The 24,415-nt window shown below is 69.3% G+C and carries 22 protein-coding genes and 1 pseudogene; 6 read left to right on the top strand and 17 right to left on the bottom strand.

What is annotated here, in order from left to right; translation table 11 throughout:
- Positions 1-22 precede the first annotated feature (22 nt).
- Positions 23-1,138, top strand: a complete 1,116-nt coding sequence (locus tag OG953_RS08150) for a glycerate kinase (protein WP_405683260.1) — start codon at positions 23-25, stop codon at positions 1,136-1,138.
- Between the two features lie 74 nt (positions 1,139-1,212).
- On the opposite strand, the gene OG953_RS08145 is transcribed toward OG953_RS08150, so the two are convergent.
- The 3 genes from OG953_RS08145 to OG953_RS08135 all read right to left on the bottom strand — a co-directional run bounded on the left by OG953_RS08145 (position 1,213) and on the right by OG953_RS08135 (position 3,721).
- The gene (locus OG953_RS08145) at positions 1,213-1,707 is read right to left on the bottom strand and encodes an SRPBCC family protein (protein WP_405683259.1); all 495 of its coding nucleotides are present in this window, start codon (positions 1,705-1,707) and stop codon (positions 1,213-1,215) included.
- Positions 1,708-1,835: 128 nt separating this feature from the next.
- Positions 1,836-2,777, bottom strand: a complete 942-nt coding sequence (locus OG953_RS08140; protein WP_405691717.1) for an MASE1 domain-containing protein — start codon at positions 2,775-2,777, stop codon at positions 1,836-1,838.
- A gap of 116 nt (positions 2,778-2,893) precedes the next feature.
- Complete coding sequence (locus OG953_RS08135; RefSeq protein WP_405683258.1) at positions 2,894-3,721, bottom strand: PP2C family protein-serine/threonine phosphatase; 828 nt, start codon at positions 3,719-3,721, stop codon at positions 2,894-2,896.
- Between the two features lie 187 nt (positions 3,722-3,908).
- Between OG953_RS08135 and OG953_RS08130 the strand changes: the two genes are divergently transcribed.
- Positions 3,909-4,940, top strand: coding sequence for a zinc-binding alcohol dehydrogenase family protein (locus OG953_RS08130; protein WP_405683257.1), 1,032 nt, complete (start codon positions 3,909-3,911; stop codon positions 4,938-4,940).
- A gap of 128 nt (positions 4,941-5,068) precedes the next feature.
- On the opposite strand, the gene pssA is transcribed toward OG953_RS08130, so the two are convergent.
- The 10 genes from pssA to OG953_RS08080 form a co-directional block, all read right to left on the bottom strand.
- Entirely contained in the window at positions 5,069-5,926 is an 858-nt protein-coding gene (gene pssA, locus OG953_RS08125; protein ID WP_405683256.1) for a CDP-diacylglycerol--serine O-phosphatidyltransferase, read from the bottom strand.
- Positions 5,913-6,560 (bottom strand): phosphatidylserine decarboxylase, encoded by a 648-nt coding sequence (locus tag OG953_RS08120; protein WP_405683255.1) that lies wholly within the window; start codon positions 6,558-6,560, stop codon positions 5,913-5,915. The genes pssA and OG953_RS08120 overlap by 14 nt, the downstream gene beginning before the upstream one ends.
- 181 nt (positions 6,561-6,741) lie before the next feature.
- Positions 6,742-7,947 (bottom strand): acyl-CoA dehydrogenase family protein, encoded by a 1,206-nt coding sequence (locus OG953_RS08115; protein WP_405683254.1) that lies wholly within the window; start codon positions 7,945-7,947, stop codon positions 6,742-6,744.
- Between the two features lie 2 nt (positions 7,948-7,949).
- The gene (locus OG953_RS08110) at positions 7,950-8,477 is read right to left on the bottom strand and encodes a MaoC family dehydratase (protein ID WP_405683253.1); all 528 of its coding nucleotides are present in this window, start codon (positions 8,475-8,477) and stop codon (positions 7,950-7,952) included.
- A gap of 2 nt (positions 8,478-8,479) precedes the next feature.
- Entirely contained in the window at positions 8,480-9,433 is a 954-nt protein-coding gene (locus OG953_RS08105; protein WP_405691715.1) for an HpcH/HpaI aldolase/citrate lyase family protein, read from the bottom strand.
- Between the two features lie 62 nt (positions 9,434-9,495).
- Positions 9,496-11,508: a protein meaA gene (locus OG953_RS08100; RefSeq protein WP_405683252.1), complete on the bottom strand. Its 2,013-nt coding sequence runs from the start codon at positions 11,506-11,508 to the stop codon at positions 9,496-9,498.
- Position 11,509: 1 nt separating this feature from the next.
- Positions 11,510-12,847 (bottom strand): crotonyl-CoA carboxylase/reductase, encoded by a 1,338-nt coding sequence (ccrA, locus tag OG953_RS08095; RefSeq protein ID WP_405683251.1) that lies wholly within the window; start codon positions 12,845-12,847, stop codon positions 11,510-11,512.
- A gap of 390 nt (positions 12,848-13,237) precedes the next feature.
- A complete protein-coding gene (locus OG953_RS08090; protein WP_405683250.1) occupies positions 13,238-14,035 on the bottom strand; it encodes a GNAT family N-acetyltransferase in 798 nt (265 codons plus the stop codon).
- A 121-nt stretch (positions 14,036-14,156) separates the two neighbouring features.
- Positions 14,157-14,972: a TetR family transcriptional regulator gene (locus OG953_RS08085; protein WP_402002054.1), complete on the bottom strand. Its 816-nt coding sequence runs from the start codon at positions 14,970-14,972 to the stop codon at positions 14,157-14,159.
- A gap of 91 nt (positions 14,973-15,063) precedes the next feature.
- Positions 15,064-16,845, bottom strand: a complete 1,782-nt coding sequence (locus OG953_RS08080; protein ID WP_405683249.1) for a 3-hydroxyacyl-CoA dehydrogenase family protein — start codon at positions 16,843-16,845, stop codon at positions 15,064-15,066.
- A 340-nt stretch (positions 16,846-17,185) separates the two neighbouring features.
- Here OG953_RS08080 and OG953_RS08075 point away from each other — a divergent pair, with 340 nt between their 5' ends.
- The gene (locus tag OG953_RS08075) at positions 17,186-17,758 is read left to right on the top strand and encodes an adenylosuccinate lyase (RefSeq protein WP_405683248.1); all 573 of its coding nucleotides are present in this window, start codon (positions 17,186-17,188) and stop codon (positions 17,756-17,758) included.
- A 39-nt stretch (positions 17,759-17,797) separates the two neighbouring features.
- Here OG953_RS08075 and OG953_RS08070 read toward each other — a convergent pair whose 3' ends face one another.
- The 3 genes and pseudogenes from OG953_RS08070 to OG953_RS08060 form a co-directional block, all read right to left on the bottom strand.
- Positions 17,798-18,340: a GNAT family N-acetyltransferase gene (locus OG953_RS08070; protein WP_405683247.1), complete on the bottom strand. Its 543-nt coding sequence runs from the start codon at positions 18,338-18,340 to the stop codon at positions 17,798-17,800.
- A gap of 65 nt (positions 18,341-18,405) precedes the next feature.
- Entirely contained in the window at positions 18,406-20,010 is a 1,605-nt protein-coding gene (locus OG953_RS08065; protein ID WP_405683246.1) for an alpha/beta hydrolase, read from the bottom strand.
- A 153-nt stretch (positions 20,011-20,163) separates the two neighbouring features.
- Positions 20,164-20,400: pseudogene (locus OG953_RS08060) on the bottom strand (radical SAM protein); the annotation flags it as partial.
- Between the two features lie 162 nt (positions 20,401-20,562).
- On the opposite strand from OG953_RS08060, the gene OG953_RS08055 reads away from it, so the two are divergent.
- The 3 genes from OG953_RS08055 to OG953_RS08045 all read left to right on the top strand — a co-directional run bounded on the left by OG953_RS08055 (position 20,563) and on the right by OG953_RS08045 (position 23,988).
- Positions 20,563-21,006, top strand: a complete 444-nt coding sequence (locus tag OG953_RS08055) for an SRPBCC family protein (RefSeq protein ID WP_405683245.1) — start codon at positions 20,563-20,565, stop codon at positions 21,004-21,006.
- Positions 21,007-21,193: 187 nt separating this feature from the next.
- Complete coding sequence (locus OG953_RS08050; RefSeq protein ID WP_405683244.1) at positions 21,194-23,653, top strand: MFS transporter; 2,460 nt, start codon at positions 21,194-21,196, stop codon at positions 23,651-23,653.
- A 71-nt stretch (positions 23,654-23,724) separates the two neighbouring features.
- Complete coding sequence (locus OG953_RS08045) at positions 23,725-23,988, top strand: hypothetical protein (protein WP_405683243.1); 264 nt, start codon at positions 23,725-23,727, stop codon at positions 23,986-23,988.
- Here the strand turns inward: OG953_RS08045 and OG953_RS08040 are convergent.
- On the bottom strand, positions 23,958-24,407 hold the full coding sequence (locus OG953_RS08040; protein ID WP_405691713.1) for a hypothetical protein: 450 nt from the start codon (positions 24,405-24,407) through the stop codon (positions 23,958-23,960). The two genes, OG953_RS08045 and OG953_RS08040, sit on opposite strands and share 31 nt — an antisense overlap.
- Positions 24,408-24,415 lie beyond the last annotated feature (8 nt).

The following is a 24,415-nucleotide window of genomic DNA, read 5'->3' as shown; positions in this document are numbered from 1 at the left end:
CAAGGTGGCGGACGGAGCAGTGATGGAGACCGCACACGTGCTCGTCGCGGCGGACAAGTTCAAGGGCTCGCTCACGGCCGTGCAGGTCGCGGAGCGGGTGACGGCCGGGCTGCGGCGCGTTGTCCCCGGGGTGCAGGTCGAGACCCTGCCCGTGGCGGACGGCGGTGACGGCACGGTGGCGGCGGCGGTGGCCGCCGGGTTCGAGCGCCGCGAAGTGCGGGTGACGGGGCCGCTCGGGGATCCGGTGACCGCGGCGTACGCGCTGCGCGACACCACGGCGGTGGTGGAGATGGCCGAGGCCTCGGGCCTCCAGCACCTCCCCGCAGGAGTGTTCGCCCCGCTCACGGCCACGACGTACGGCTCCGGCGAGCTGCTGGCCGCGGCGCTCGACGCGGGTGCCCGGACGATCGTGTTCGGCGTCGGCGGCAGCGCGACCACGGACGGCGGCGCGGGCATGCTGGCCGCGCTCGGGGCCCGCCTCCTGGACACGGACGGCAAGCCCGTCGGCCCCGGTGGCGGCGGCCTCGCCGATCTGGCCGAGGCGGACCTGTCCGGCCTCGACCCGCGTATGGCCGATGTGGACCTGATCCTCGCCAGCGACGTGGACAACCCACTGACGGGCCCGAAGGGTGCCCCGGAGATCTACGGCCGGCAGAAGGGCGCGACCGACGACGACATCGCGACGCTCGATGCCGCGCTCGCCCACTACGCGTCCGTCCTGGGCCCGGACCACGCCCGGCTGCCCGGAGCAGGCGCCGCGGGCGGCATCGGCTACGGGGCGCTGGTCGCTCTCGGCGCCCGGTTCCGCCCCGGCATCGAGGTCATGCTCGACGTCCTCGGCTTCGCCCCCGCGCTGGCACGCGCCACGCTGGTGATCACCGGGGAGGGTTCGCTCGACGAACAGACCCTCCACGGCAAGGCCCCGGCAGGCGTGGCCGCGGCAGCCCGTGCCGCGGGCGTCGAGGTCGTGGCGGTCTGCGGCCGCCTCGCCCTGCGGCCGGAAGCCCTGGCCGGCGCGGGCATCAGCCGCGCGTACGCCCTCACGGACCTGGAACCGGACCCCGCGGTCTCCATGGCCCAGGCGGGACCACTACTGGAACGGGCGTCCGCGGCGATCGCGCGCGACTTCCTGCTGTAGCCCGCCCCGGTTTCGGGAAGGGCGGACAGGGGACAGCCCCTTCCCGGAACCGCAGCCCCACCTCCCCCTCCGCGTCACCCCACAGAGGGCGCCGCCCCCTGACCGTCAGTAGTGTCCGCATCGGGACGGTCCCCGTCGGCGAGCAGCTCCGCCAGACACCGCAGCTCCGCCGGCAGATCACGACGCCACGCCATCGTCACGAACGGGGCAAGGATGATCATGCCACCGTCCAGATGGGGCTTGACCGAAACGGTGACCATCGTTCCCTGCCGGCTCGGACTCAGCCGGAACTCGAGTTCCGGGGAGTGGCGGCCCAGCGGGGTCCACATGCGCGCACCGCGGAAGGCCAGGTACTCGACAGGTGTACTCGCGGTGCACGTGAGGCGATGCATCCGGCGCCTGCCCGGGAACTTGCAGGTGTACTCGTCGCCGAGTTCCGTGCTGATCGGGCCCTCGATCACCTGATCTATGCTCGATGACCACACGGCCAGATTCCGCGGATCCCGGAGAAACGAGAAGATCTCGTCGGCGGGGCGGGACACATGGACGTTCGCAGACACATGGGGCATGGCTCCACCTCTTATGGCGCCCGTCCGCCGAGTCTCGGCGTCCGGTTGCCCTCGTTGCGGTGCCGTTCGCCCATCAGCTTGCTGCGGATCGCAGGTACGCGCACTCTTCGTACGGCCGATGGAGTGATTCAGGTGTCCTGCTGCGACACCTTCTCGGAGAGTTGCGCACAGAGTCGCTTGATCTCCTGGTATGTGCGGTTCCGTTCGGTGACGACCGCCGCGAGGAGCAGAGCTGTGAGTGAGGTGGCTCCGTTGAATGCCTGGAGCGTGATCATGTTGGTGAGGAGACCGTGTTGGGCGAAGGGGCCTGTCATCCGTCCGGCGGCGAGGATCGCGAAGATGGACACGCCCAGTGCGCAGCACGCGGCGCCGGCCCGCTCGAAGCGGAAGGCGGCCCAGATGAGGAACGGGAACACGAGGAAGAGCAGGGAAGCGTTGGGGGTGTCGGTCGCCAGGATGGTGATGGTCACCGTGCATGCCACCAGCGCGGTGGCCTCGGCCCACCTGGGCAGGCCGACGCCGTGCGGCCATCGGAGCCTTCGGAGGACGAGCAGGAACGGCGTGACGACCATGACGCCCATGGCGTCGCCCGTCCACCAGACCGACCAGGTCGGCCGGAAGTCACCGGCCGGGAGCGCCCCCGACAGGACCAGGATGCCGGTGCCCACGGTCGCGCTGATCAGCATGCCGCCCAGTGCACCGAGGAAGACCAGCGCCAGCGCGTCCCGCAGGCGGTCGAGGGCGTTGTGGAAGCCGGCACGGCGCAGCATCAGGTAGGAGCAGATCGGGGCGAGGGTGTTTCCGGCGGCGATGAACAGGACGGGCACAACGGAAGGCCCGATGAAAATGTTGACGACGAGGGCGCCGAGCGCGATTCCCGGCCAGATCCGCATACCGAACACGAGCAGCGCTGCGACCGCGATCCCGGTCGGGGGCCACAGTGGCGTGACCTGGCCGCGCACCACCTCCTGGAGCAGCCCCAGACGGGCCGTCGCGAAGTAGCAGACGGCCACCGCCAGGAACGTCAGGACCGTGGCCGTGTGCTGCCGGAGCTGTGCGCTGTCCACCACCACAGCATCAGACACCACGTCGAGGCGGCCCGGCCGGTCAGGCACGCCGACGCCACGCCGATGAAGCGAACGAACGAGGTACGTGCCTGCCGGTGGCCGGAGCCCGGGCGGCCGCCCTAGCCGCCGCCCGGCACACCGTCGTAGCGGACGACGAGGACAGCGGCGTCGTCCTCATGACCGGTCAGGTCCGCCACCTTGATCACTCGCGAGGCCAGCTCGCCGGGATCGGCCCCGTCCGCCGTACCGACCAGTGCGGACACCGCAGCCAGTCCCTCGTCCATCGGGTAGGCCGGTCCTTCCACGACCCCGTCGGTCACCATGACCAGATACCCGGGCTGCTTCAGCCGCCGACGGGTCACGGGGTACTGCTGGCCGGGGAGTATCCCCAGGGGCACCCCGCCGGCGTCCAGGGAGATGCCCGAGCCGCCGCCGTCGCTGCCCCAGACGACCGGGACATGCCCGGCCCGGGCGACGCACAACTCACCGCTCTTCGGGACGATGCTCAGCAGGCAACAGGTCGTGAACAGGTCACCGCCCAGTGAGATCAGCAGATCGTTGGCGCGGGCCAGCACCGTCCCCGGGTCGACCGTGACGCTGGCGAGGGCCCTGAGACTGGCGCGGGCCTCACCCATGAAGGCGGCGGCCTCCACCCCGTGACCCTGCACATCACCGATGGCGATCCCCGCCACTCCGTCCCTCATCGAGAACGCGTCGTAGAAGTCACCGCCGACAGCCAGACCGTTCTGCGAGGGCGAGTACCGGGCCGCGATCCGGATGCCCGGAAAGTCCGGCAGTTCGGCCGGGAGCATGTGCCGCTGCAGCGCCATGCCCAGCTCCGCCCGGGCTCGCTGCAGCCTGATGTTCTCCAGTGCCTGATCGACCAGACGCCCAAGGGTGACCAGGAGCTCCTGGGTGCTGTCCGGTGCGCTGCGGTGTCGGTGCATGACGTCCCTGGGCGTTCTTGGTGCGCCCCTGTTGAAACCTTAGCCCTCCTGCCGCCACATGCAGGAGCGAGCGCACGGGTGGACCCGGTCGCCACCACGGCGGTCCGGGCTCGGGGCTGTGGCCGTCTTCTCGCATACGGACAACGGGCAGGTTGCCCCTCCGACTCCCCCGTCGCACGCTGGATGTGTGGATGTCTCCACGTCCGTCCCGGCTGAGCAGAGCGGCTGGGCCGTCCGGACACCCGGTCCGATCGGCACCGGGCCCTTGGCGCGCGTGCACCGCACGATGCCTGCTCCCGGTCCCGGGGAGCTTCTGCTGAACGTGGAAGCGTGCGGCGTCTGCCGCACGGATCTCCATCTGGCCGAGGGCGATCTGCTGCCGCGCCGTCCCTCCACGGTCCCCGGTCATGAGATCGTCGGCCGGGTGGCGGCCGTCGGCGATGGGGCGGGCCTCTTCCGTATCGGCGACCGGGCGGGTGGAGCGTGGCTCCGCGGAACGTGCGGGAGCTGCCGGTACTGCCTGGGCGGCCGGGAGAACCTCTGCCCGCGGTCCACCTATACGGGGTGGGACGCGGACGGCGGCTTCGCCGACACGGCGCTGGTTCCGGAGGCGTTCGCCTACCGGCTCCCGGAGGACCAGGACGCCGTCCGGCTCGCACCACTCCTCTGCGCGGGAATCATCGGATACCGGTCGCTGAGGCGCAGCGCGCTGCCGGAGGGCGGGCGGCTGGGAATCTACGGCTTCGGTGCGTCGGCCCATCTGGCTGCCCAGGTGGCCGTCGCCGAGGGCGCCACCGTTCATGTGCTGACCCGCTCGGCACAGGCACGCGCGCTCGCTCTGGACCTCGGCGCGGCGTCGGTGGGCGGCGCCTACGACCGCCCACCGGAGCCCCTGGACTCGGCGATCCTGTTCGCACCCGTCGGCGACCTGGTGCCGGTGGCGATGGAGGCACTGGACAGGTCCGGCACGCTCGCCATTGCCGGAATCCATCTGTCGGACATTCCCGTGCTGAACTACCAGCGCCATCTGTTCCAGGAGCGCAATCTGCGCAGCGTCACCTCCAACACCCGCGAGGACGGCCGCGATTTCCTCGCTCTGGCCGGGCGCGTGGGCATCCGGGTCACGGTGAGCACCTACCCGCTGAGCAGAGCCGATCAGGCACTGGCCGATCTGGCGGCCGACCGGGTGAACGGGGCCGCAGTGCTCGTTCCAGGCTGAGGGCCGGGGCGGTGCGCAGCGGGTGGGAGCACCGGGACACGTGCGTCAGCCGGTCGGATCGTCGGCACATGCAAAGGGCCCCGGGTGCTGGGGAGCACCCGGGGCCCTCTTGTGTATCTGCTGTACCGCTACGGCAGCTGTGCCGCCCGTGCCTCACGCCGGTTGTCGCGGAAGGTGTTCACCCGCCGTGCCGTCGCGAAGAGCGGGATGACCGCTCCCAGAACCACCTGCAGCGCACAGCCGGTCTGGAGAAGCAGCTGACCGCCGGGGGCCTCGAACGCCCACGCGGCGAGGAGGCCCATCGCGGCCACGATCCAGCCGAGCATCGCCACCGCGAGGACGCCCCGCGGTTTCGGGTACTCGACCCGGCTGACCATCAGCCACGCCACTCCGACGATCGCGAGCAGCGTCGGTACGAAGGGCAGCTCCAGGAGCACGATCGAGACGACCGTGAGCGCTCCGAAGGGGCTGGGCATGCCCTGGAACATGCCGTCCTTCATGGTCACGCAGGAGAATCTGGCAAGTCTGAGCACCACAGCCAGCAGCACCACGATCGCCGCCAGCGCCGAAACCCGCTGGTGTGCGTCGTCCGCGACCATGCCGTACACGAGGACGAAGTATGCCGGGGCGAGCCCGAAGCTGATCAGGTCCGAGAGGTTGTCCAGCTCGGCACCCATCGGCGAGGAGCGCAGCTTGCGTGCCACGAGCCCGTCGAAGAGGTCGAACACCGCGGCCATGAGCATGAGGATCACGGCGGTGGCCGCGGAGTGCCGGGCCATACCGCTCTCGTCGCTGCCCGTGAGGTGCGGGATGAGGATTCCGGTGGTGGTGAAATACACCGCCATGAAACCGCACGTCGCGTTGCCGAGAGTGAGGGTGTCCGCTATCGACAGCCGCAGAGAGAGCGGCATGTCCTCGCCGGCATCCTCCTCGGACTCCGCCTCCGGCACCCAGCCGGCCTGCGTGTCAGGATCAATCACGGTCAATTCGAGTCACCCCCGCGGTGGTGGCCTGGCCGACCTCGACCGCGACATCGATACCTTCCGGAAGGTAGATGTCGACCCGGGAGCCGAAACGGATCAGACCGATGCGCTCGCCCTGCTCCACCTTTGTGCCCTGCGGGACATAAGGGACGATGCGACGGGCGACCGCACCCGCGATCTGCACCATCTCGATGTCACCGAGCTCGGTGTCGAAGTGCCAGACAACGCGCTCGTTGTTCTCGCTCTCCTTGTTGAACGCCGGTACGAACCCACCGGGGATGTGCTCGACCGAGGTCACCGTGCCGGCCAGGGGCGCGCGGTTGACATGGACATTCAGCGGGCTCATGAAGATCGCGACGCGGGTGCGCCCGTCCTTCCACGGCATGATGCTCTGCACCACGCCGTCGGCCGGCGAAATGACCCGACCCCGGGTGATCTCGCGCTCGGGGTCGCGGAAGAACCACAGCATGCCCGCCGCGAGTGCAGTGGTGGGCACGGCCACTGCGGCCCAGCGTCCGGACTTGCGGGCCCGGGTGAGGCTGAGCGCCGCGGTGGCGACGGTCGGGAGGAGCCACGGCGAAGCTCCGCGCGCAAGGCGGACTCCGCCGCGTGGTGCAGAGGTTTGGCTGTCGGGCATGGATGACCTTCGTAGCGGATGATGCCGCGTTGGCAACGGGGGACGGCGGCTTTTCCGGCGATGTTATCGGTTGCGAGCCACAACTGGGCAAGCCAGCAGCCGAGTCGAACGGCTTGAAGGCGCCGCCTGAGGGTGACAGGGTGTGATCTTCTTCGCGGCTAAATCGCCGCGAAAGGGACAATCAACCCTGGAACCGGTACTCCTCGAGGAGTCGGCGCCCAATGATCATTTTCTGGATCTCGGCGGTACCTTCACCGATCAGCAGCATCGGGGCCTCCCGGTAGAGGCGCTCGATCTCGTACTCCTTGGAGAAGCCGTAACCGCCGTGGATCCGGAAGGCGTCCTCGACGACTTCCTTGCAGTACTCGGAGGCGAGGTACTTCGCCATCCCTGCCTCCAGGTCGTTTCGTTCCCCGGAGTCCTTTTTGCGCGCTGCATTTACCATCATCGCATGGGCGGCCTCGACCTTGGTGGCCATTTCGGCCAGCTTGAACTGGATCGCCTGGTGCTGAGCGATCGGCTTTCCGAAGGTGTGACGCTGCTGGGCGTAGGACACGCCCAGCTCGAATGCACGCTGTGCGACGCCGCAGCCACGTGCGGCCACATTTACCCGGCCGACCTCGACGCCGTCCATCATTTGGTAAAACCCTCGGCCGGTGGCGCCACCCAGCACCCGATTGGCCGGAATACGTAGCCCGTCCATGATGAGTTCGGTCGTGTCGACGCCCTTGTAGCCCATTTTGTCGATTTTGCCGGGGATGGTGAGACCGGGTCGGACCTCACCGAAACCGGGCTCTTTCTCCACCAGGAACGTCGTCATCGACTTGTGCGGGGCGGTCCCCTCGGGGTGGCCTTCGTCACTTCGGCACAGCACGGCGACGAGCGAGGACGTGCCACCGTTCGTCAGCCACATCTTCTGGCCGTTCAGGACGTACTCATCGCCGTCCTTGACGCCCTTGGAAGTGATCGCCGCGACATCGGAGCCCAGCGCCGGCTCGGACATCGAGAACGCACCCCGGACCTCGCCCAGCGCCATCCGCGGCAGGAATGTGTCCTTCTGTTCCTGCGTGCCGTGCTGCTTGAGCATGTACGCCACGATGAAGTGCGTATTGATGATTCCCGACACGCTCATCCAGCCGCGGGCGATTTCCTCCACGCAGAGCGCGTATGTGAGAAGCGACTCACCCAGGCCCCCGTACTCCTCGGGAATCATCAGCCCGAACAGGCCGAGTTCCTTGAGCCCCTCGACGATCTCGGTCGGGTACTCGTCACGGTGCTCCAGCTGGGTCGCGACCGGAATGATCTCCTTGTCGACGAAATCCCGGACCGTGGAGAGAATTTCCTGCTGGACATCGTTGAGACCGGCAGTCTGGGCAAGTCGCGTCATGGCTACTTCTCCACGTTCTTCTGCGAAGGCTGGTTCAGCTCGGGGCGGCCGGGCTGCTCCCCGCCGCGCTCCTTGATGTACGTCTCGGTGGGGACCATCACCTTGCGACGGAACACACAGACCAGCGTGCCGTCCTGCTTGTACCCGCTGGTCTCCACATAGACGATTCCACGGTCGCTCCTGGACTTTGACGGAGTCTTGTCCAGAACGGTCGTCTCGCCGTAGATCGTGTCGCCGTGGAAGGTCGGCGCGACATGCTTCAGCGACTCGACTTCGAGGTTGGCGATCGCTTTTCCGGAGACATCCGGAACGGACATTCCGAGCAGCAGCGAGTAAATGTAGTTGCCGACGACAACGTTCTTCCCGAAGTCGGTCGTCCTCTCCGCGTAGTTGCTGTCCATGTGGAGCGGGTGATGATTCATGGTCAGCAGGCAGAAAAGGTGGTCGTCGTACTCGGTGACCGTCTTTCCGGGCCAGTGCTTGTAGATCGCACCGACCTCGAACTCCTCAAATGTGCGTCCGAACTGCATGATCAGGCCTCCGGCGCTTCGAACTTGGAGGTGCGCTGCATACCGGCCGCGCGGCCCTTGCCCGCGATGACGAGCGCCATCTTGCGGCTCGCCTCGTCGATCATCTCGTCGCCGAGCATCGCCGAGCCCTTCTTGCCGCCCTCCTCCGAGGTGCACCACTCGTACGCGTCGAGGATCAGCTCGGCGTGGTCGTAGTCCTCCTGCGACGGCGAGAACACCTCGTTGGCCGCGTCGACCTGACCGGGGTGCAGCACCCACTTGCCGTCGAAGCCCAGCGCCGCCGCACGGCCCGCGACCTCGCGGTACGCGTCCACGTCGCGGATCTGCAGGAAGGGACCGTCGATCGCCTGGAGGTCGTGCGTGCGGGCCGCCATCAGAATGCGCATCAGGATGTAGTGGTACGCGTCCGCGCCGTATCCGGGCGGCTGCTGACCGACGACCAGGGTCTTCATGTTGATCGACGCCATGAAGTCGGCCGGGCCGAAGATCAGCGTCTCCAGGCGGGGCGAGGCGGCGGCGATGTCGTCGATGTTCACCAGGCCCTTGGCGTTCTCGATCTGCGCCTCGATGCCGATCTTCCCGACCTCGAAGCCCATCGTCTTCTCGATCTGGGTGAGCAGCAGGTCGAGGGCGACGACCTGCTGGGCGTCCTGGACCTTCGGCAGCATGATGCAGTCGAGGTTCTGGCCGGCGCCCTCGACCACCGTGATCACATCGCGGTACGTCCAGTGCGTCGTCCAGTCGTTGACGCGCACGACCCGGGTCTTGCCCGTCCAGTCGCCGTTGTTCAGCGCGTCGACGATGTGGTGCCGGGCGCCCTCCTTGGCGAGCGGCGCGCAGGCGTCCTCCAGGTCGAGGAAGACCTGGTCGGCAGGGAGGCCCTGGGCCTTCTCCAGGAACCGCGGGTTCGAGCCGGGCACTGCCAGACACGAGCGGCGCGGACGCAGACGGTTCACGAGGTGCGCGGCGGAGCCGCTCCCTGGAAGGGTGGTGGCGGGAGACGGGAGGGCGGGCTGGGTCATGCGGGGACCTCCAGAGGGTCGAGCTTGTTCGCTTTGCGGATCTCGTCGACGATACGGCCGATGATCTCCGTGATACCGAAATCCTTCGGGGTGAATACGGCGGCGACACCCGCCTCGATCAGCGTGGTGGCGTCGGCGGGCGGAATGATCCCGCCCGCGATCACCGGGATGTCGGCGGCGCCCGCCTCGCGCAGCCGGGTGAGTACGTCCGGTACGAGTTCGGCGTGCGAACCCGAAAGGATCGACAGACCGACGCAGTGCACGTCCTCGGCGAGGGCGGCCGAGACGATCTGTTCGGGGGTCAGCCTGATCCCCTGGTAGACGACCTCGAAACCGGCGTCCCGGGCCCGTACGGCGATCTGCTCGGCGCCGTTGGAGTGCCCGTCCAGGCCCGGCTTGCCGACCAGCAGCCGCAGCCGCCCGGCGCCCAGGTCGGCCGCGGTGCGGGCGACCTTCTCGCGGACCAGGGCGAGCGGTGTGCCGGCCTCCGCGGTGACCGCGACCGGAGCGGACGAGACGCCCGTCGGAGCCCGGAACTCGCCGAAGACATCGCGCAGCGCCCAGGACCACTCGCCGGTGGTGACACCCGCGCGGGCGCACTCCACGGTCGCTTCCATCATGTTCTCGGTGCCCGCGGCGGCCTTCTTCAGCGCGGCCAGCGCGTCGGTGGCACGGGCCTCGTCGCGGTTGTCGCGCCACTCGTGGAGGGCTGTGACGACCCTGGCCTCATTGGCGGGGTCGACCGTCATGATCGCCCCGTCGAGGTCCGCGGTGAGGGGGTTCGGTTCCGTCGTTTCGTAGATGTTGACGCCGACGATCTTCTCCTCGCCGCCCTCTATCCGGGCCCGGCGGGCGGCGTGCGAGGAGACCAGCTCGGACTTCAGATAGCCGGACTCGACGGCCGCCATGGCGCCGCCCATCTGCTGGATCCGGTCGATCTCGGCGAGCGACTCGGTGACCAGCTCGTCCACCTTGGCCTCGATGACATGCGATCCGGCGAAGATGTCCTCGTACTCCAGCAGATCGCTCTCGTGTGCGAGCACCTGCTGGATACGGAGCGACCACTGCTGGTCCCAGGGCCGGGGGAGCCCCAGTGCCTCGTTCCAGGCCGGCAGCTGGACGGCCCGGGCGCGGGCGTCCTTGGAGAGGGTGACGGCCAGCATCTCCAGGACGATGCGCTGGACGTTGTTCTCCGGCTGCGCCTCGGTCAGGCCGAGCGAGTTGACCTGGACGCCGTAGCGGAAGCGGCGCTGCTTGGCGTCGGTGATGCCGTACCGCTCGCGGGTGACCTGGTCCCAGATGCGGCCGAAGGCGCGCATCTTGCACATCTCCTCGATGAAGCGGACGCCCGCGTTCACGAAGAAGGAGATACGGGCGACGACATCGCCGAATTTCTCCTCGGGCACCTGTCCGGAGTCACGGACCGCGTCGAGCACGGCGATCGCCGTCGACATGGCGTACGCGATCTCCTGGACCGGGGTGGCCCCCGCCTCCTGCAGGTGGTAACTGCAGATGTTGATCGGGTTCCACTTCGGGATGCGGTTGACCGTGTACGTGATCATGTCGGTGGTCAGCCGCAGCGAGGGACCGGGCGGGAAGACGTGCGTCCCGCGCGAGAGGTACTCCTTGACGATGTCGTTCTGCGTCGTGCCCTGGAGCTGCGTGGCATCGGCGCCCTGCTCCTCGGCGACCACCTGATAGAGCGCCAGCAGCCACATCGCGGTGGCGTTGATCGTCATCGAGGTGTTCATCTGCTCCAGGGGGATGTCCTGGAACAGCCGGCGCATGTCACCGAGGTGCGAGACGGGCACGCCCACCCGGCCGACCTCGCCGCGGGCGAGGATGTGATCGGGGTCGTAACCCGTCTGGGTCGGCAGGTCGAAGGCGACCGACAGACCCGTCTGGCCCTTGGCGAGGTTGCGCCGGTAGAGCTCGTTGGACGCCTCGGCGGTCGAGTGGCCGGCGTACGTCCGCATGAGCCACGGACGGTCCTTCTGACGCCCACTCATATCAGACGTTCCTGAAACGGTTGATGGCGTCGATGTGCTGCTCGCGCAGCTCCTCGTTGCGCACACCCAGACCCTCGCGGGGGGCCAGTGCGAGCACGCCGACCTTGCCCTGGTGGAGGTTGCGGTGCACGTCGTACGCGGCCTGGCCGGTCTCCTCCAGGGAGTAGACCCTCGACAGCGTCGGGTGGATCTTGCCCTTGGCGACCAGCCGGTTGGCCTCCCACGCCTCGCGGTAGTTGGCGAAGTGCGATCCCACGATCTTCTTCAGCGACATCCACAGGTAGCGGTTGTCGTACTCGTGGTTGTAGCCGGACGTCGAGGCGCAGGTGACGATCGTGCCGCCCTTGCGGGTCACGTACACGGAGGCGCCGAACGTCTCGCGGCCCGGGTGCTCGAAGACGATGTCCACGTCCTCGCCGCCGGTGAGTTCGCGGATGCGCTTGCCGAACCGCTTCCACTCGCGCGGGTCCTGGTTGTGCTCGTCCTTCCAGAACTTGTAGCCCTCGGCGTTGCGGTCGATGATCGCCTCGGCGCCCATCTTCCGGCAGATGTCCGCCTTCTGGTCGCTGGAGACGACACAGATCGGGTTGGCGCCACCGGCCAGCGCGAACTGCGTGGCGTATGAACCGAGTCCGCCGCTGGCGCCCCAGATCAGCACGTTGTCGCCCTGCTTCATGCCCGCGCCGTTGCGCGAGACGAGCTGACGGTACGCGGTGGAGTTGACGAGGCCGGGAGCCGCGGCCTCCTCCCAGCTGAGGTGCTGCGGCTTCGGCATCAGCTGGTTCGACTTGACGAGCGCGATCTCGGCGAGGCCGCCGAAGTTGGTCTCGAAGCCCCAGATGCGCTGCTCGGGGTCGAGCATCGTGTCGTTGTGGCCGTCCGAGGACTCCAGTTCGACCGAGAGGCAGTGCGCGACGACCTCGTCGCCGGGGTGCCAGGCGTTGACGCCGGGACCGGTGCGCAGGACGACGCCCGCCAGGTCGGAGCCGATGACGTGGTACGGCAGGTCGTGGCGCTTGGTGAGCTCGCTGAGCTTTCCGTAGCGCTCCAGGAAGCCGAAGGTGGCCATCGGCTCGAAGATCGAGGTCCACACGGAGTTGTAGTTCACCGAGCTGGCCATGACGGCGACCAGCGCCTCGCCGGGCCCGAGCTCGGGCACCGGAACCTCGTCGAGATGCAGTGACTTGCGGGGGTCCTTGTCGCGTGTGGCGAGCCCGGCGAACATCTCCGTCTCGTCCTTGTGCACGGTCACCGCGCGGTACGACTCAGGGATGGACAGGGCCGCGAAGTCTGCGGCGGTGCTGTCCTGCGATTGGATCGCGTCCAGGATTTCCTTCACGGTGTGCCTCCGGGATGGGTCTCCCCTGCTCGAGCGGGGCCGAGAGCTCGGGGAATGCGTCGAGGGACGCTTGCGGGTCCCTGCCAACGGGGGGTGCGGTGCGATGTGGAGGTGCTGCCGTCGGTTCGGCTGGTAAAGCTTCGGCTTGCTCTGTGGAGCAGAAGGGTTTGCCTGTGACGCAGGCGTCCGGGCGCGCAGGCACATGGCTTGCGGGGACAGCCGGCGTACGTGAGGTCTCAGCACGCCGGCCGCCCGGACAACTTCAACGTATGGCACTCCGTGACACCTGGCAAGGCACTCGGTGCCAACAATTTCTCTCACTTGTCACCCACCGGGCACGGATGAGCGACACAAGAGGTGTTTCGGGCGGCTCTGTCCCGCCGGATGCGGTCAGTGCGAGGGCCGGTACACGTGAGGAGTCGTGGTGCTCAGAGCCAGGAATCCGAGTCGCTGGAGGATCGGGCTGCTCTGATCGGAGGCGTCGACCTGAAGGTAGCCGTAGCCGCGCTCCGCCGCGATCCGGGCGCGGAAGGCGACCAGGGACCGGTAGACACCCCTCCCGCGCCATGCCTCGACCGTTCCGCCACCCCAGAGCCCCGCGAAGCCTGTGCCCGGGTACAGCTCCATCCTGGCCGAGCTCACCGGCTCGTCGCCCACCATGGCGAGGACGCCGACGAAGCTGTCCGGGTCCTCTGCCAGCCTGGCCAGCACCTGATGCCGCAGCCGCGACCAGTCCGAGCCGAATGCCTGCTCATGGGCGCGGGCCATCAGCTCCACATCGTCCGCGTCACTCACGGTGCGCAGCCGGACGCCCTCGGGCAGTTCCACCGCCGCCGAGAGGTCCGCCACCGGGGCGACCAGCAGGGTCTCCGGCTCCTCCGCCTCGAAACCGGCCGCGAGCAGCCGCTCCGCCAGATCCGTCGGCCGGTCGTGCGCGTACAGCTTCCACTCGAACTCGTCGTGCCCCAGCGCCGTGTAATGCGCCACCTGTGCCGCGATCGCCGCGTCCGCCCGTACGGCATCCAGGTCCGGGGCCGACCACACGACACCGTTCCAGTCGTCGGCCGCGCCGACCTGCCGTACGACATCACCGGTGCGCTCGACCCGGACGCCGGGGCCGTCGGGGCGGGCGTGCTCGCGCATTTCGCGGTCGAAAAGGGTCAGAAGTGTGTCGCGATCACGATTCATCCGCACACCACAGCACTGGGGTGCGGACGCGGCAACCCGGTTTCCGGTACGGGCCGGGAACCGGCCCCGCCAGTCGAGCGGGGCCGGGGCCGGCCGGGCGGCCTCGGCCGACACGCCCCGTTCAGCGGTTCTTGAGCGCCTGCTGGATCGTGCGCATCACTTCTTCGAGCGGCGCGTCCGTCCGCGCCACCGTGACGAGTACCTCGCCCTGGGACGTCACGGAAGCGGCCGGCTGCTTCGCCGGTTCGGTGCCGACGATCCGGCCCGCGCCGATGCCGGTCCCGAACGTGTCGCGGACGATCGAGAAGGCGTGGTCGAGCTGGGCCTCCACATCGCCCTCGCCGCCCGCCCGGAGCCAGCGGCGCAGCACATGGTTGTGCGCGGTGACGACGGCGGATGCCGCGACCTCCGCGAGCAGCGGGTCGTCATTGCCGACATGGTGGTCGCGCTCGTCGAAGTGGCCCAGCAGATAGCGCGTGAACAGCCGCTCGTAGCGGGCCACCGAGGCGATTTCGGCCTCGCGCAGTGTGGGGACCTCACGGGTCAGCTTGTAGCGGGCCACGGAGACCGCGGGCTTTGCCGCGTACATCTTCATGACTTCCTTGATGCCGCGGCAGACGGTGTCGAGCGGGTGCTCGTGCGCGGGGGCGGCATTGAGGACGGCCTCGGCCCTGACGAGGGTGTCGTCGTGGTCCGGGAAGATCGCCTCTTCCTTGGAGCGGAAGTGCCGGAAGAAGGTCCGCCGGGCGACTCCCGCGGCACCCGCGATCTCGTCGACCGTCGTCGCCTCGTACCCCTTCGAGGCGAAGAGTTCCATTGCGGCGGCGGCCAGTTCGCGGCGCATTTTGAGCCGTTGGGCGGCGGCGCGGGTGCCTGCGGCACTCTCCTGGGTGTCGGGCGCGGCGGAGACACGGGGGGACCTGGCGGGCTGGGACATGGTGTGAACGTACTGCATCGGTGCAGGGGAATGCGCCCGTGGGGGCGGGCCGCCCGAAGGATCGAGCAGCCCGCCCCACCCGGCTCCCGGCTCAGCACCGGGCATATTCGCGGAAGCCGCGCCCCGTCTTGCGACCGAGGCAGCCGGCGGCCACCAGATGCTCCAGCAGCGGAGCCGGGGCCAGGCCCGGGTCGCGGAACTCGCTGTGCAGCACCTTCTCGATGGCGAGCGAGACATCGAGTCCGACGACGTCGAGGAGCTCGAACGGGCCCATCGGGTAGCCGCCGCCCAGCTTCATCGCGGCGTCGATGTCGTCGAGGCTCGCGTAGTGCTCCTCGACCATCTTGATCGCGTTGTTGAGGTACGGGAACAGCAACGCGTTCACGATGAAGCCGGCCCGGTCCCCGCAGTCCACCGGGTGCTTGCGGACCTCGACGCACACCTCGCGGACGGTGGCGTGGACATCGTCGGCGGTGAGCACCGTACGGACGACCTCGACCAGCTTCATCGCGGGCGCCGGGTTGAAGAAGTGCATCCCGATGACGTCCTGCGGGCGCGAGGTGGCCCGCGCGATCGCCACGACCGGCAGTGACGAGGTGGTTGTGGCGAGCACCGCACCCGGCTTGCAGACCTTGTCCATCGTCCCGAACAACTGCTGCTTGACCGACAGGTCCTCGGCGACCGCCTCGACCGCGAGATCGACATCTGCGAAGGCGTCCAGCGAACCGGACGCGGTGATCCGGGCCAGGGTCTCGTCCCGCGCCTCGGCGGTCAGCCGCCCCTTGGTGACGGAACGCTCCAGGGACTTGGCGATCCGGCCCTTCGCCGTATCCGCCTTCTCCTGGCTGCGGGCGGCGAGCACCACGTCGTAACCGGCCTTCGCGAAGACCTCGGCGATCCCCGAGGCCATCGTCCCGGAGCCCGCGACGCCCACCGAGCGCACCGTGCGCCCGCCGGCCGCCGACGCGCTCTCCTGCGGGGTCAGCGCGTCCGGCACCACGGTCTGGCTGCCGGATTCCGTGTACGTGTAGAAGCCACGGCCCGACTTGCGGCCGGTCAGCCCTGCCTCGCTGAGCTGCCTGAGGATGGGGGCCGGGGCGTGCAGCCGGTCGTGCGACGCGGAGTACATCGCCTCCAGGACGGTACGGGCGGTGTCGATCCCGATCAGGTCGAGGAGGGCGAGCGGGCCCATCGGCAGGCCGCAGCCCAGCTTCATCGCCGCGTCGATGTCCTCACGGGAGGCGTAGTTCGCCTCGTACATCGCGGCGGCCTGGTTGAGGTACCCGAACAGCAGCCCGTCGGCGACGAAGCCCGGCCGGTCGCCGACCGCGACCGGCTCCTTGCCCAGGCTGCGGGCGAGCGCGGTGACCGCCCCGACGGCCGGCGGCGCGGTCAGCACCGAGGAGACCACCTCGACCAGCTTCATCGCGGGCGCCGGGTTGAAGAAGTGCAGGCCGAGGACGCGCTCGGGGTGCAGCGATTCGGCGGCGAGCCGGGTGACCGACAGGGCGTTGGTGCCGGTCGCCAGGATCGCGGTGGGGGAGACGATCGCGTCGAGCTCCCGGAAGAGCTGCTGCTTGATCTCGTACGACTCGGGCACGACCTCGATGACCAGCTCCGCCTCCGCGGCGGCCTGGAGGTCACCGAAAGTACGGAACCGGGCGAGGACGTCGCTGCGCTCCTCCTCCGTGATCCGCTCGCGCCGCACGGCGCGGGCGGTCGCGGCTTCCAGGGCGGCGACGGCCTGACGGGCGGCCGCGTCGCTGATGTCGATACCGATGACCTCGTGGCCGGCGCGGGCCAGGACTTCGGCAATGCCGGTGCCCATGGTGCCGAGACCGACGACGGCGATGGTGCTGAGCGGGGTGTCCATCACGGGACTCCAGTAAATGAGTGACGACTGTGAGGAGCATGGCGCGCGCTGAAGAGGCGAACTGGCGCAGGGCGTGCGGGAATTGCGTGTCGTGGTGCTCAAGGCCTGGGCGCGATGGGCACGCCCGGACCGGGAAGGGGCGACGGACTCTGTCCCGGAGTCACGTCTCGCAAAGCTGCCGAACCGACAAGCACTCCGGGTGGCTGCGTCACCAGGCCACCCGAGCCGGCGGGGAGTGTGTCCCGCTCACATGAGCTTAACCGGTGAGTAACGAGCACGCCAGCCCCGAGTTGCTGTGGCTCGGCTCACACTCACTGTCATCGCCGATACGCTGACGGTCATGGATGAGGAGTTCCGGTCGCTGACGGACCGGCTGGCGGACGAGGCGGGGGAGTCGGCGGCGTACCGCAGACTGCTCGCCACCGACGACGACGAGGAACTGGCCCAGGTCCTCATGGAACGCGAACGCCCGCTCTGGGCACGGGAGATCGCCGCGTTCAGGCTCGGCTGCGGCGGTGACCGACGGGCCTTCGAGGCGCTGGTCCTGCTGCTCAACCACAGAGACCCGGAGCGTTGCGTCTCCGCCGCCCACGCCCTGGTGCGCCTCGGCGACCCCCGCACGCCCCGGGCCGCCGCCGCCCTGGCAACGAACAGCCTGCGCACCGCGTACGCCCTGCACCCGGTGCGGCTGCTCACCGCGCTTCGGGCCCCGGAGTCCGTACCGGCGCTGATGAGCACCCTGGAGCGGCTCCTGACCCCGGACGATCCGCACTGGCGGGTGGCGCTCGCCTGCGTGGAGGGGCTTGGGCAGCTCGGGGACGAACAGGCCCGCCCGCTCCTGGAGTCGGCGCTGCCGCACCCCAGACTGGGCGGCGCGGCACGGGATGCGCTCAGCCGCCTGCGGGGGGCCTGAGAGCACGGACCTCTGCCGGCCGGTCCGGCGCCGACGCGTTCAAGGGGTGCCGAGGGCGCGCACGTACCGCACCTCGGGCACGAGTACGCCGTCCACCTCGAAGGGCTCCTCGGCGCCGTCGGGGAGGAAACCCGAGAGCTCGTAGAAGCGGCGGGCCGGGGCATTCTCCTTCAGCACCCAGAGCGCCAGGTCCGGGAAGCCGTCCGCAGCGGCGCGGGTGAGCATCTGCGCCATCAGGGCGCGGCCGGCCCCGGTCCCGATCTGCTCGGGCAGCACATAGATCGCGTACAGCTCGCCCCGCGCCGGCCGTCTGCCGTTCTCGCGGTACGGGCCGTAGCAGGCCCAGCCGATCACACCGAGGTCCGCCCGTTCGGCCACCACATTCACGACCGGGTTGCCCTCGGTGAAGAATTCACGGCGCCGTTCCGCGTCCTCGGCGATGTCCATGGCGTCCAGATGTGAGTGCGGCATCAGCCCGGCATACGCGGCCTGCCAGCCGCGCACCCGGACTCTCGCGACCGCCTCGCAGTCGTCGACAGTCATGTCCCGTACGAGCACATCGGGCGTGATCCGTATCGTCATACGGGTCATCCTGACGCATGCGTCAGGATGACCCGTACGGGAATTCGGCCCGGGTTCGTGGGCTGTCAGCCGCGGAAGCCGAGCAGGCCGTGCAGGATGCTGCCCCTGCTGCCGGAACCCGTTCCCCCGGCCGACTCCACCGCCGCCCTGCCGGTCAGCGGTTTCGGGTCGGGAGACTTGGCGCAGACCGCGTCCGCGTCGGCCCCACTGCCTTTGCCGCGCGGGACGGTGCCCTTGTCGAGATAGTCCGCCAGATAGGTGTCCAGGCAGTCGTTGCCGCTCAGTGTGATGCCGTGATTGCCCCCGCCCTGCTCGACCACCAGGCTGGAGTCGCGCAGCTTGCGGTGCAGGATGACTCCGCCCTCGTACGGCGTGGCCGCGTCCTCGGTGGCCTGGAAGAGCAGCGCCGGCGGCAGGCTGTCGTTGGAGACGCGTACCGGGTTCAGCGGCTCCACCGGCCAGTCGACGCACGGGGCGTTGTACCAGGTGTTGTTCCAGGTGAAGAAGCGTGCCTTGTCGTGCACCTTCCAGCTGTCGTCGCGCCAGATGTTCCACCGACGGGGCCACTGGGTGTCGCGGCACTGCACGGCCGAGTAGACCGAGTACCCGTTGTCGGCCTTCGCGTCGACCGCGCCGAACTTCTCGTACGCCTTCACGAGCGCGTCCTGGTCCTGGTCGTTCACATACGCCGCGAACGCATCGGCCAGATAGGGCCAGTAGCCGTTGAAGTAGCCGCCGGGCAGGAAGGTGTCCTCCAGCTCGCTCGCCCCGACCTTCCCGCCCGCGGGGTGCGCCTTGAAGGCGGCACGCATCGCGTACCAGGCATCCTCGACCTTCGCCGGGTCGCTGCCGAGCCGGTACGTGGTGTCGTGCTTCGCGACCCAGGCGGCGAACGCCTTGTGGCGGGCGTCGAAGGCGTAGTTCTGGCCGATGTTGTCGTCGTACCAGACGCCCTCCGGGTCGACGTTCGAGTCGAGGACCAGACGCCGCACCCGCTCCGGGAACAGCTTGGCGTACACCGCGCCGAGGTAGGTCCCGTACGAGTACCCGAAGTAGTTGAGCTGCTGGGAACCGGTTGCCTGCCGGATTACATCGAGGTCCTTGGCGGCGCTGACCGTGTCCATGTAGGGCAGCAGATCCGGGTACTTCTCGCCACATGCCTGCGCGAACGAGCGGGCCCGGTTGCGGTTGGCCTCCTCGACCGCGGGCGAGTTGGGCACCGAGTCGGGGCGCAGTGGATCGAAGTATTTCGGTACGCAGTCCAGCGCGGGCTCGCTCTCGCCGACGCCGCGCGGGTCGAACCCGATCACGTCGTACTGCGCGGCAACCGACTTCGGCAGCGAGGACGCCACGAAGCCGGCCATCGAGAGGCCGCTGCCCCCGGGGCCGCCCGGGTTGACGAGCAGGGGACCCTGGAAGGTCTCCGCGGTGTGCGGGATCCGGGACAGGGCAAGGGTGATCTGCCGACCCGACGGATCGTCATGATCGAGCGGCGTGCTGACCGATGAGCACTGCAGACTCGGGTACGACTCGGTGCCGCAGTCGGTCCATCTGAGCTCGGCTGCGGTGTACTGCGCACCGTTGTCGGCGGTCGCCGGGGACGGTGCGGCGGTCACCAGACCGGCGACCGTCGCACCGACGGCGAACAGAATTCCTGGACGTTTCGTCATATGGCCTCCCGTGGTGGGGGAAAGACGGCTGCGCGTGCCGCAGCCCCCGCCGCATGCTCCCCACATTCGCGCCCGGAAGGACATGTTCTGTTGAGAGTTGACCCGTTTGCCCGCGTTGGATGCGCCAGGCCTGCCCGTGTCGGATCCGCCGGGTCAGAGCAGGGTCAGCTGGGCGGGCTCGGGGCTGTCGAGCGGTGACCGCTGCTCCTGGCGCACGGGGAGCCGGCGGGCCGAGCCGCGGTGCGAGGGGCCGATGCCGAACTCGGTCGCCAGTTCGTGGACATACCGCGTGATGCGCCGCTGGTACCACTTGGGCGCATAGGCCCCCTCGGCGTACAGCCGCTCGTAGCGCCGTACCAGATGGGGGTGGTGCTGCCCGAGCCACCGCATGGTCCCAGCGCATGGACGCCTCCTCGGTAGCACTGGACAGAGAATGGAACACTTGTTCCCTTGATCGTTTTCTCCCCTTCGTCCCGGCCCGGATTTTGAGCGGCGTCCCGGAGGTGGTTGGCTCAGCACACCCCCGAACAACCGAGTGCTGGAGGAACAGCCATGGCGCAGGTCGAGGCAACGACGGAGCGAGTCATCGCGGCGGACGCGGAGACGGTGTTCGACGCGCTGGCCGACTACGAGGAGGTCCGGGGCAAGGTGCTGCCCGGACACTTCAGCGAGTACGAGGTGCGTGAGGGCGGCGACGGCGAGGGCACCCTCGTCCACTGGAAGCTCCAGGCCACCAGCAAGCGGGTGCGCGACTGTCTGCTGGAGGTCACCGAGCCCACCGACGGCCAGCTCGTGGAGAAGGACCGCAACTCCTCGATGGTCACCACCTGGACCGTCACTCCGGCCGGTGAGGGCAAGTCGAAGGCGGTCGTGTCGACCGTCTGGAACGGCGCGGGCGGCATCGGTGGATTCTTCGAGAAGACCTTTGCGCCCAAGGGGCTCGGGCGGATCTACGACGAGCTGCTGCAGAACCTTGCCGCCGAGGTCGAGAAGTAGCTCCAACCTCTCTTGACCGGCCTCACCGGTTCGGGTGGTTTTCTCGGCACGTCGGTTGTGCGCCGTAGTGGCTCCCACCGGCGGCTAAGCCCCCCAAGTGCGCCGTCAGCGCCCCCCGTTGCGTTTGCCCTCCCTTGTCGCGCAATGCGAGAAATGGGCGGCGCAGATGCGACGAGGGGAGCGGCACGTGGTGGGTGGGATCACTCTGTTGGAGGACGAGCCGAGCGGTGCGGGGGCCGCCGAGGCGGCGACCACGCCGCCCTCGCCGCTCCCTGTCGCGAAAGGGACGGAAGGGACGGAAGAAGCCGCAGCCATCGCGCCTTCCGCCGTACCGGAGACCACCCCCCGCCACATCCGGCTGGTCTTCCTCGGGCTGATGCTCACGCTTCTGCTCGCGGCGCTCGACCAGATGATCGTCGCCACCGCACTGCCGAAGATCGTCGGCGAGCTGCACGGCCTGGAGAAGATGTCCTGGGCCGTCACCGCGTACCTCCTCGCCTCCACCATCGGCCTGCCGATCTACGGAAAGCTCGGCGACCTCTTCGGCCGCAAGGGCGTCTTCCAGTTCGCCATCGTCGTCTTCGTCATCGGCTCCGCGCTGGCCGGCTGGTCCCGCACCATGGACGAACTGATCGCCTTCCGTGCCGTCCAGGGCATCGGCGGCGGCGGGCTCATGATCGGTGTCCAGGCGATCATCGCGGATGTCGTACCGCCCCGGGAACGCGGCCGGTTCATGGGGCTCATCGGCGCGGCCTTCGGCCTCGCCTCCGTCGCGGGCCCGCTGCTCGGCGGCTTCTTCACCGACCATGCCTCCTGGCGCTGGTGTTTCTACATCAACGTCCCGTTCGGCCTGATCACCCTCGCCGTCATCACCGTCGTACTGAAACTCCCCAGGCCCACCGTCCGGCCCCGCCTCGACATCCTCGGCGCGCTGCTGCTCGCGGCCGCCTCCACCTGCCTGGTGCTGCTGACCAGCTGGGGCGGTACGGAGTACGCCTGGGGATCGCGCACCATTCTGGGGCTGGCCGCCGGAGCCGCCGGAACGGCCCTGCTGTTCGTCGTCGTCGAGCACCGGGCGGCCGCACCGATCATTCCGCTGCGGCTGTTCCGTGACTCGATCTTCAATGTCACCGCGCTCGTCGGCGCGGTCGTCGGGGTCGCACTGTTCGGCGCCGCCAGCTATCTGCCGACGTTCCTGCAGATGGTCGACGGCGCCACGGCCACCGAATCCGGGCTGCTGATGCTCCCGATGATGGGCGGCATCGTCGGCGCGTCCGTCGTCTCCGGTCAGCTGATCTCCCGCACAGGCCGCTACCGCGTCCATCCGATTCTCGGCGGCGCCGTCTCGGTGGTCGGCATGTGGCTGCTATCCCGGCTCGAAACCGACACCCCGCGGTTCGAATACAGCATCGCGCAGGCCGTGCTCGGCATCGGGATCGGCCTGGTCATGCCGGTACTCGTGCTTGCCGTGCAGAACTCCGTGGAGCCTGCCGACCTCGGCGCCGCCACCAGTGCCAACAACTACTTCCGGCAGATCGGCGGCAGCGTCGGCGCCGCCGTCTTCGGGACGCTCTTCGCGGGGCGCCTCGCGGACGCGCTCGCCGTCCGTCTGCCGTCCGGTGCCGACCTCCCCGACCCCGAGTCGATCACCCCGCAGCTGGTCCATGCCATGGAGCCCGCGCTGCGCGACAGTTACATCCAGGCATACGCCGACGCGATGCCGCGGATCTTCCTCTACCTCGTGCCGGTGCTCGCGCTCGGCCTGTTCTTCGCCTTCTTCCTCAAGGAGAAACCGCTGGTGTCCCATCACAGCCCCGAAACCGCCGCCGAGTCCGCACCGATCCCCGCCGCCCGCACCACCGCCGCTCCGCCGCCGCCCGTGTACCTGTCGGGTGTGCCGGTGTGCGGCAGCGTCCAGCACCCCGACGGTACGAAGGTTCCGCGCGCCGCCCTCACCCTCATCGACGTCCAGGGACAGCAGGTCGGACGGGGCGCGAGCGGGGACGACGGGCGGTACGCGCTGAGCGTGCCCGGCGCCGGCTCGTACGTCCTCATCGCCGCGGCCGGCGGCCACCAGCCGCAGGCCGTCAGCGTCACCGTGGGCGAACGGCCCGTCGAGCTCGATGTGGTGCTCGGCGGTGCGGGACGCCTTGCCGGGACCGTCGTCACCGCCGACGGCATCCCGGTGCGCGACGCCGCCGTCACCCTCACCGATGTACGCGGCGAAGTGGTCGCGTCCACCCGCAGCGGCCGCGAAGGCGGCTATGTGATCACGGAGTTGGTGGCCGGCGAGTACACCCTCGCCGCCAGCGCGCCCGCCTTCCGGCCCGCCGCGCTGCCCGTGAGCGTGCAGGCGGCCAGGGAGACCCGGCAGGACATCGAACTCGCAGGCGGAGCGGTGCTGCGCGGCGTCGTACGGGCCAGCGGTGGCCGGCCCGTCGAGGACGCCCGGGTCACGCTCCTGGACGCGGCGGGCAATGTGGTCGACACGCTCACCACCGGGCCCGACGGCGCATTCCGGTTCGTGGACCTGTCCACCGGTGAGTACACGGTGATCGCGGCCGGGTATCCGCCGGTGGCCACCGTCCTCCAGGTCGCGGGTGGCGGACGGACCGAACGCGACCTCCAACTGGGCCACGAGGACTGACCGTTCCGAGGATCGGGCCGGCCGACGACTTCACCGGCCGGCCCGGCGCCGCAGCGGGGCCGTTCCGGGACGTGCCCGATCGGTACGGCTCCTGGACCACTTTGCGCACCCGGTTCCGGCGCTGGGCCAAGGACGGCACATTCGACGGCGAGTGGCCGACCGGCTTCGGCCTGGCCCGGCGCCACGCGACGAACATGCTGCTCGCTGGCGTCGGTATCGGCTTACTGATGGCGCTGTACGGGACGGTGTGGACTTGCGGCGCGGCCGCTCACCCGGAACGCCGCCGTGAACTCACTTGCCCGCCTCATGTGTTGAGGAACTCCGTACACCGGTAGGGGCCCAGCGCGGCGCCTTCGGACGGCCGCAGGGTGACTTCGACGTCGTCGGTCCTGACCTTCGGGTCGAGTACGGACTGGGCGCGCGCCAGCGTGCACACCAGCTGGCCCGTGCCCTGGTCGCGTCCCGACTCCGCGTAGGGGCCGTCGAGGTGCACCGTGACGCGGGTGCCCGTTCCGGTCACCGAGTAGGCGCCGAGCTGCTGGACGAGAGAGGTGAGCCCGTCGCGCTGCTCGGCGGGCGAAGGCCCTGCGGCGAGCAGCTTCACCACCGCGTTGAGGTCCTTGACCTCCCTGTCGAGCAGGGGCACCCCGCGCAGTCCGCTGTCGGACGCGAAGTACAGCCGCATGCCGCGCGTCAGCCCGGACGCGGGCTCGCCCGCGCCTATCACTCCGGTCGGCTGGACGCCGCAGCCCATGAGGGCGA

Source organism: Streptomyces sp. NBC_00057 (assembly GCF_045041165.1).
GTDB lineage: Bacteria > Actinomycetota > Actinomycetes > Streptomycetales > Streptomycetaceae > Streptomyces.
Note: the sequence above shows the minus strand (reverse complement) of the source record. Positions and strands in the feature narration are given on the sequence as shown.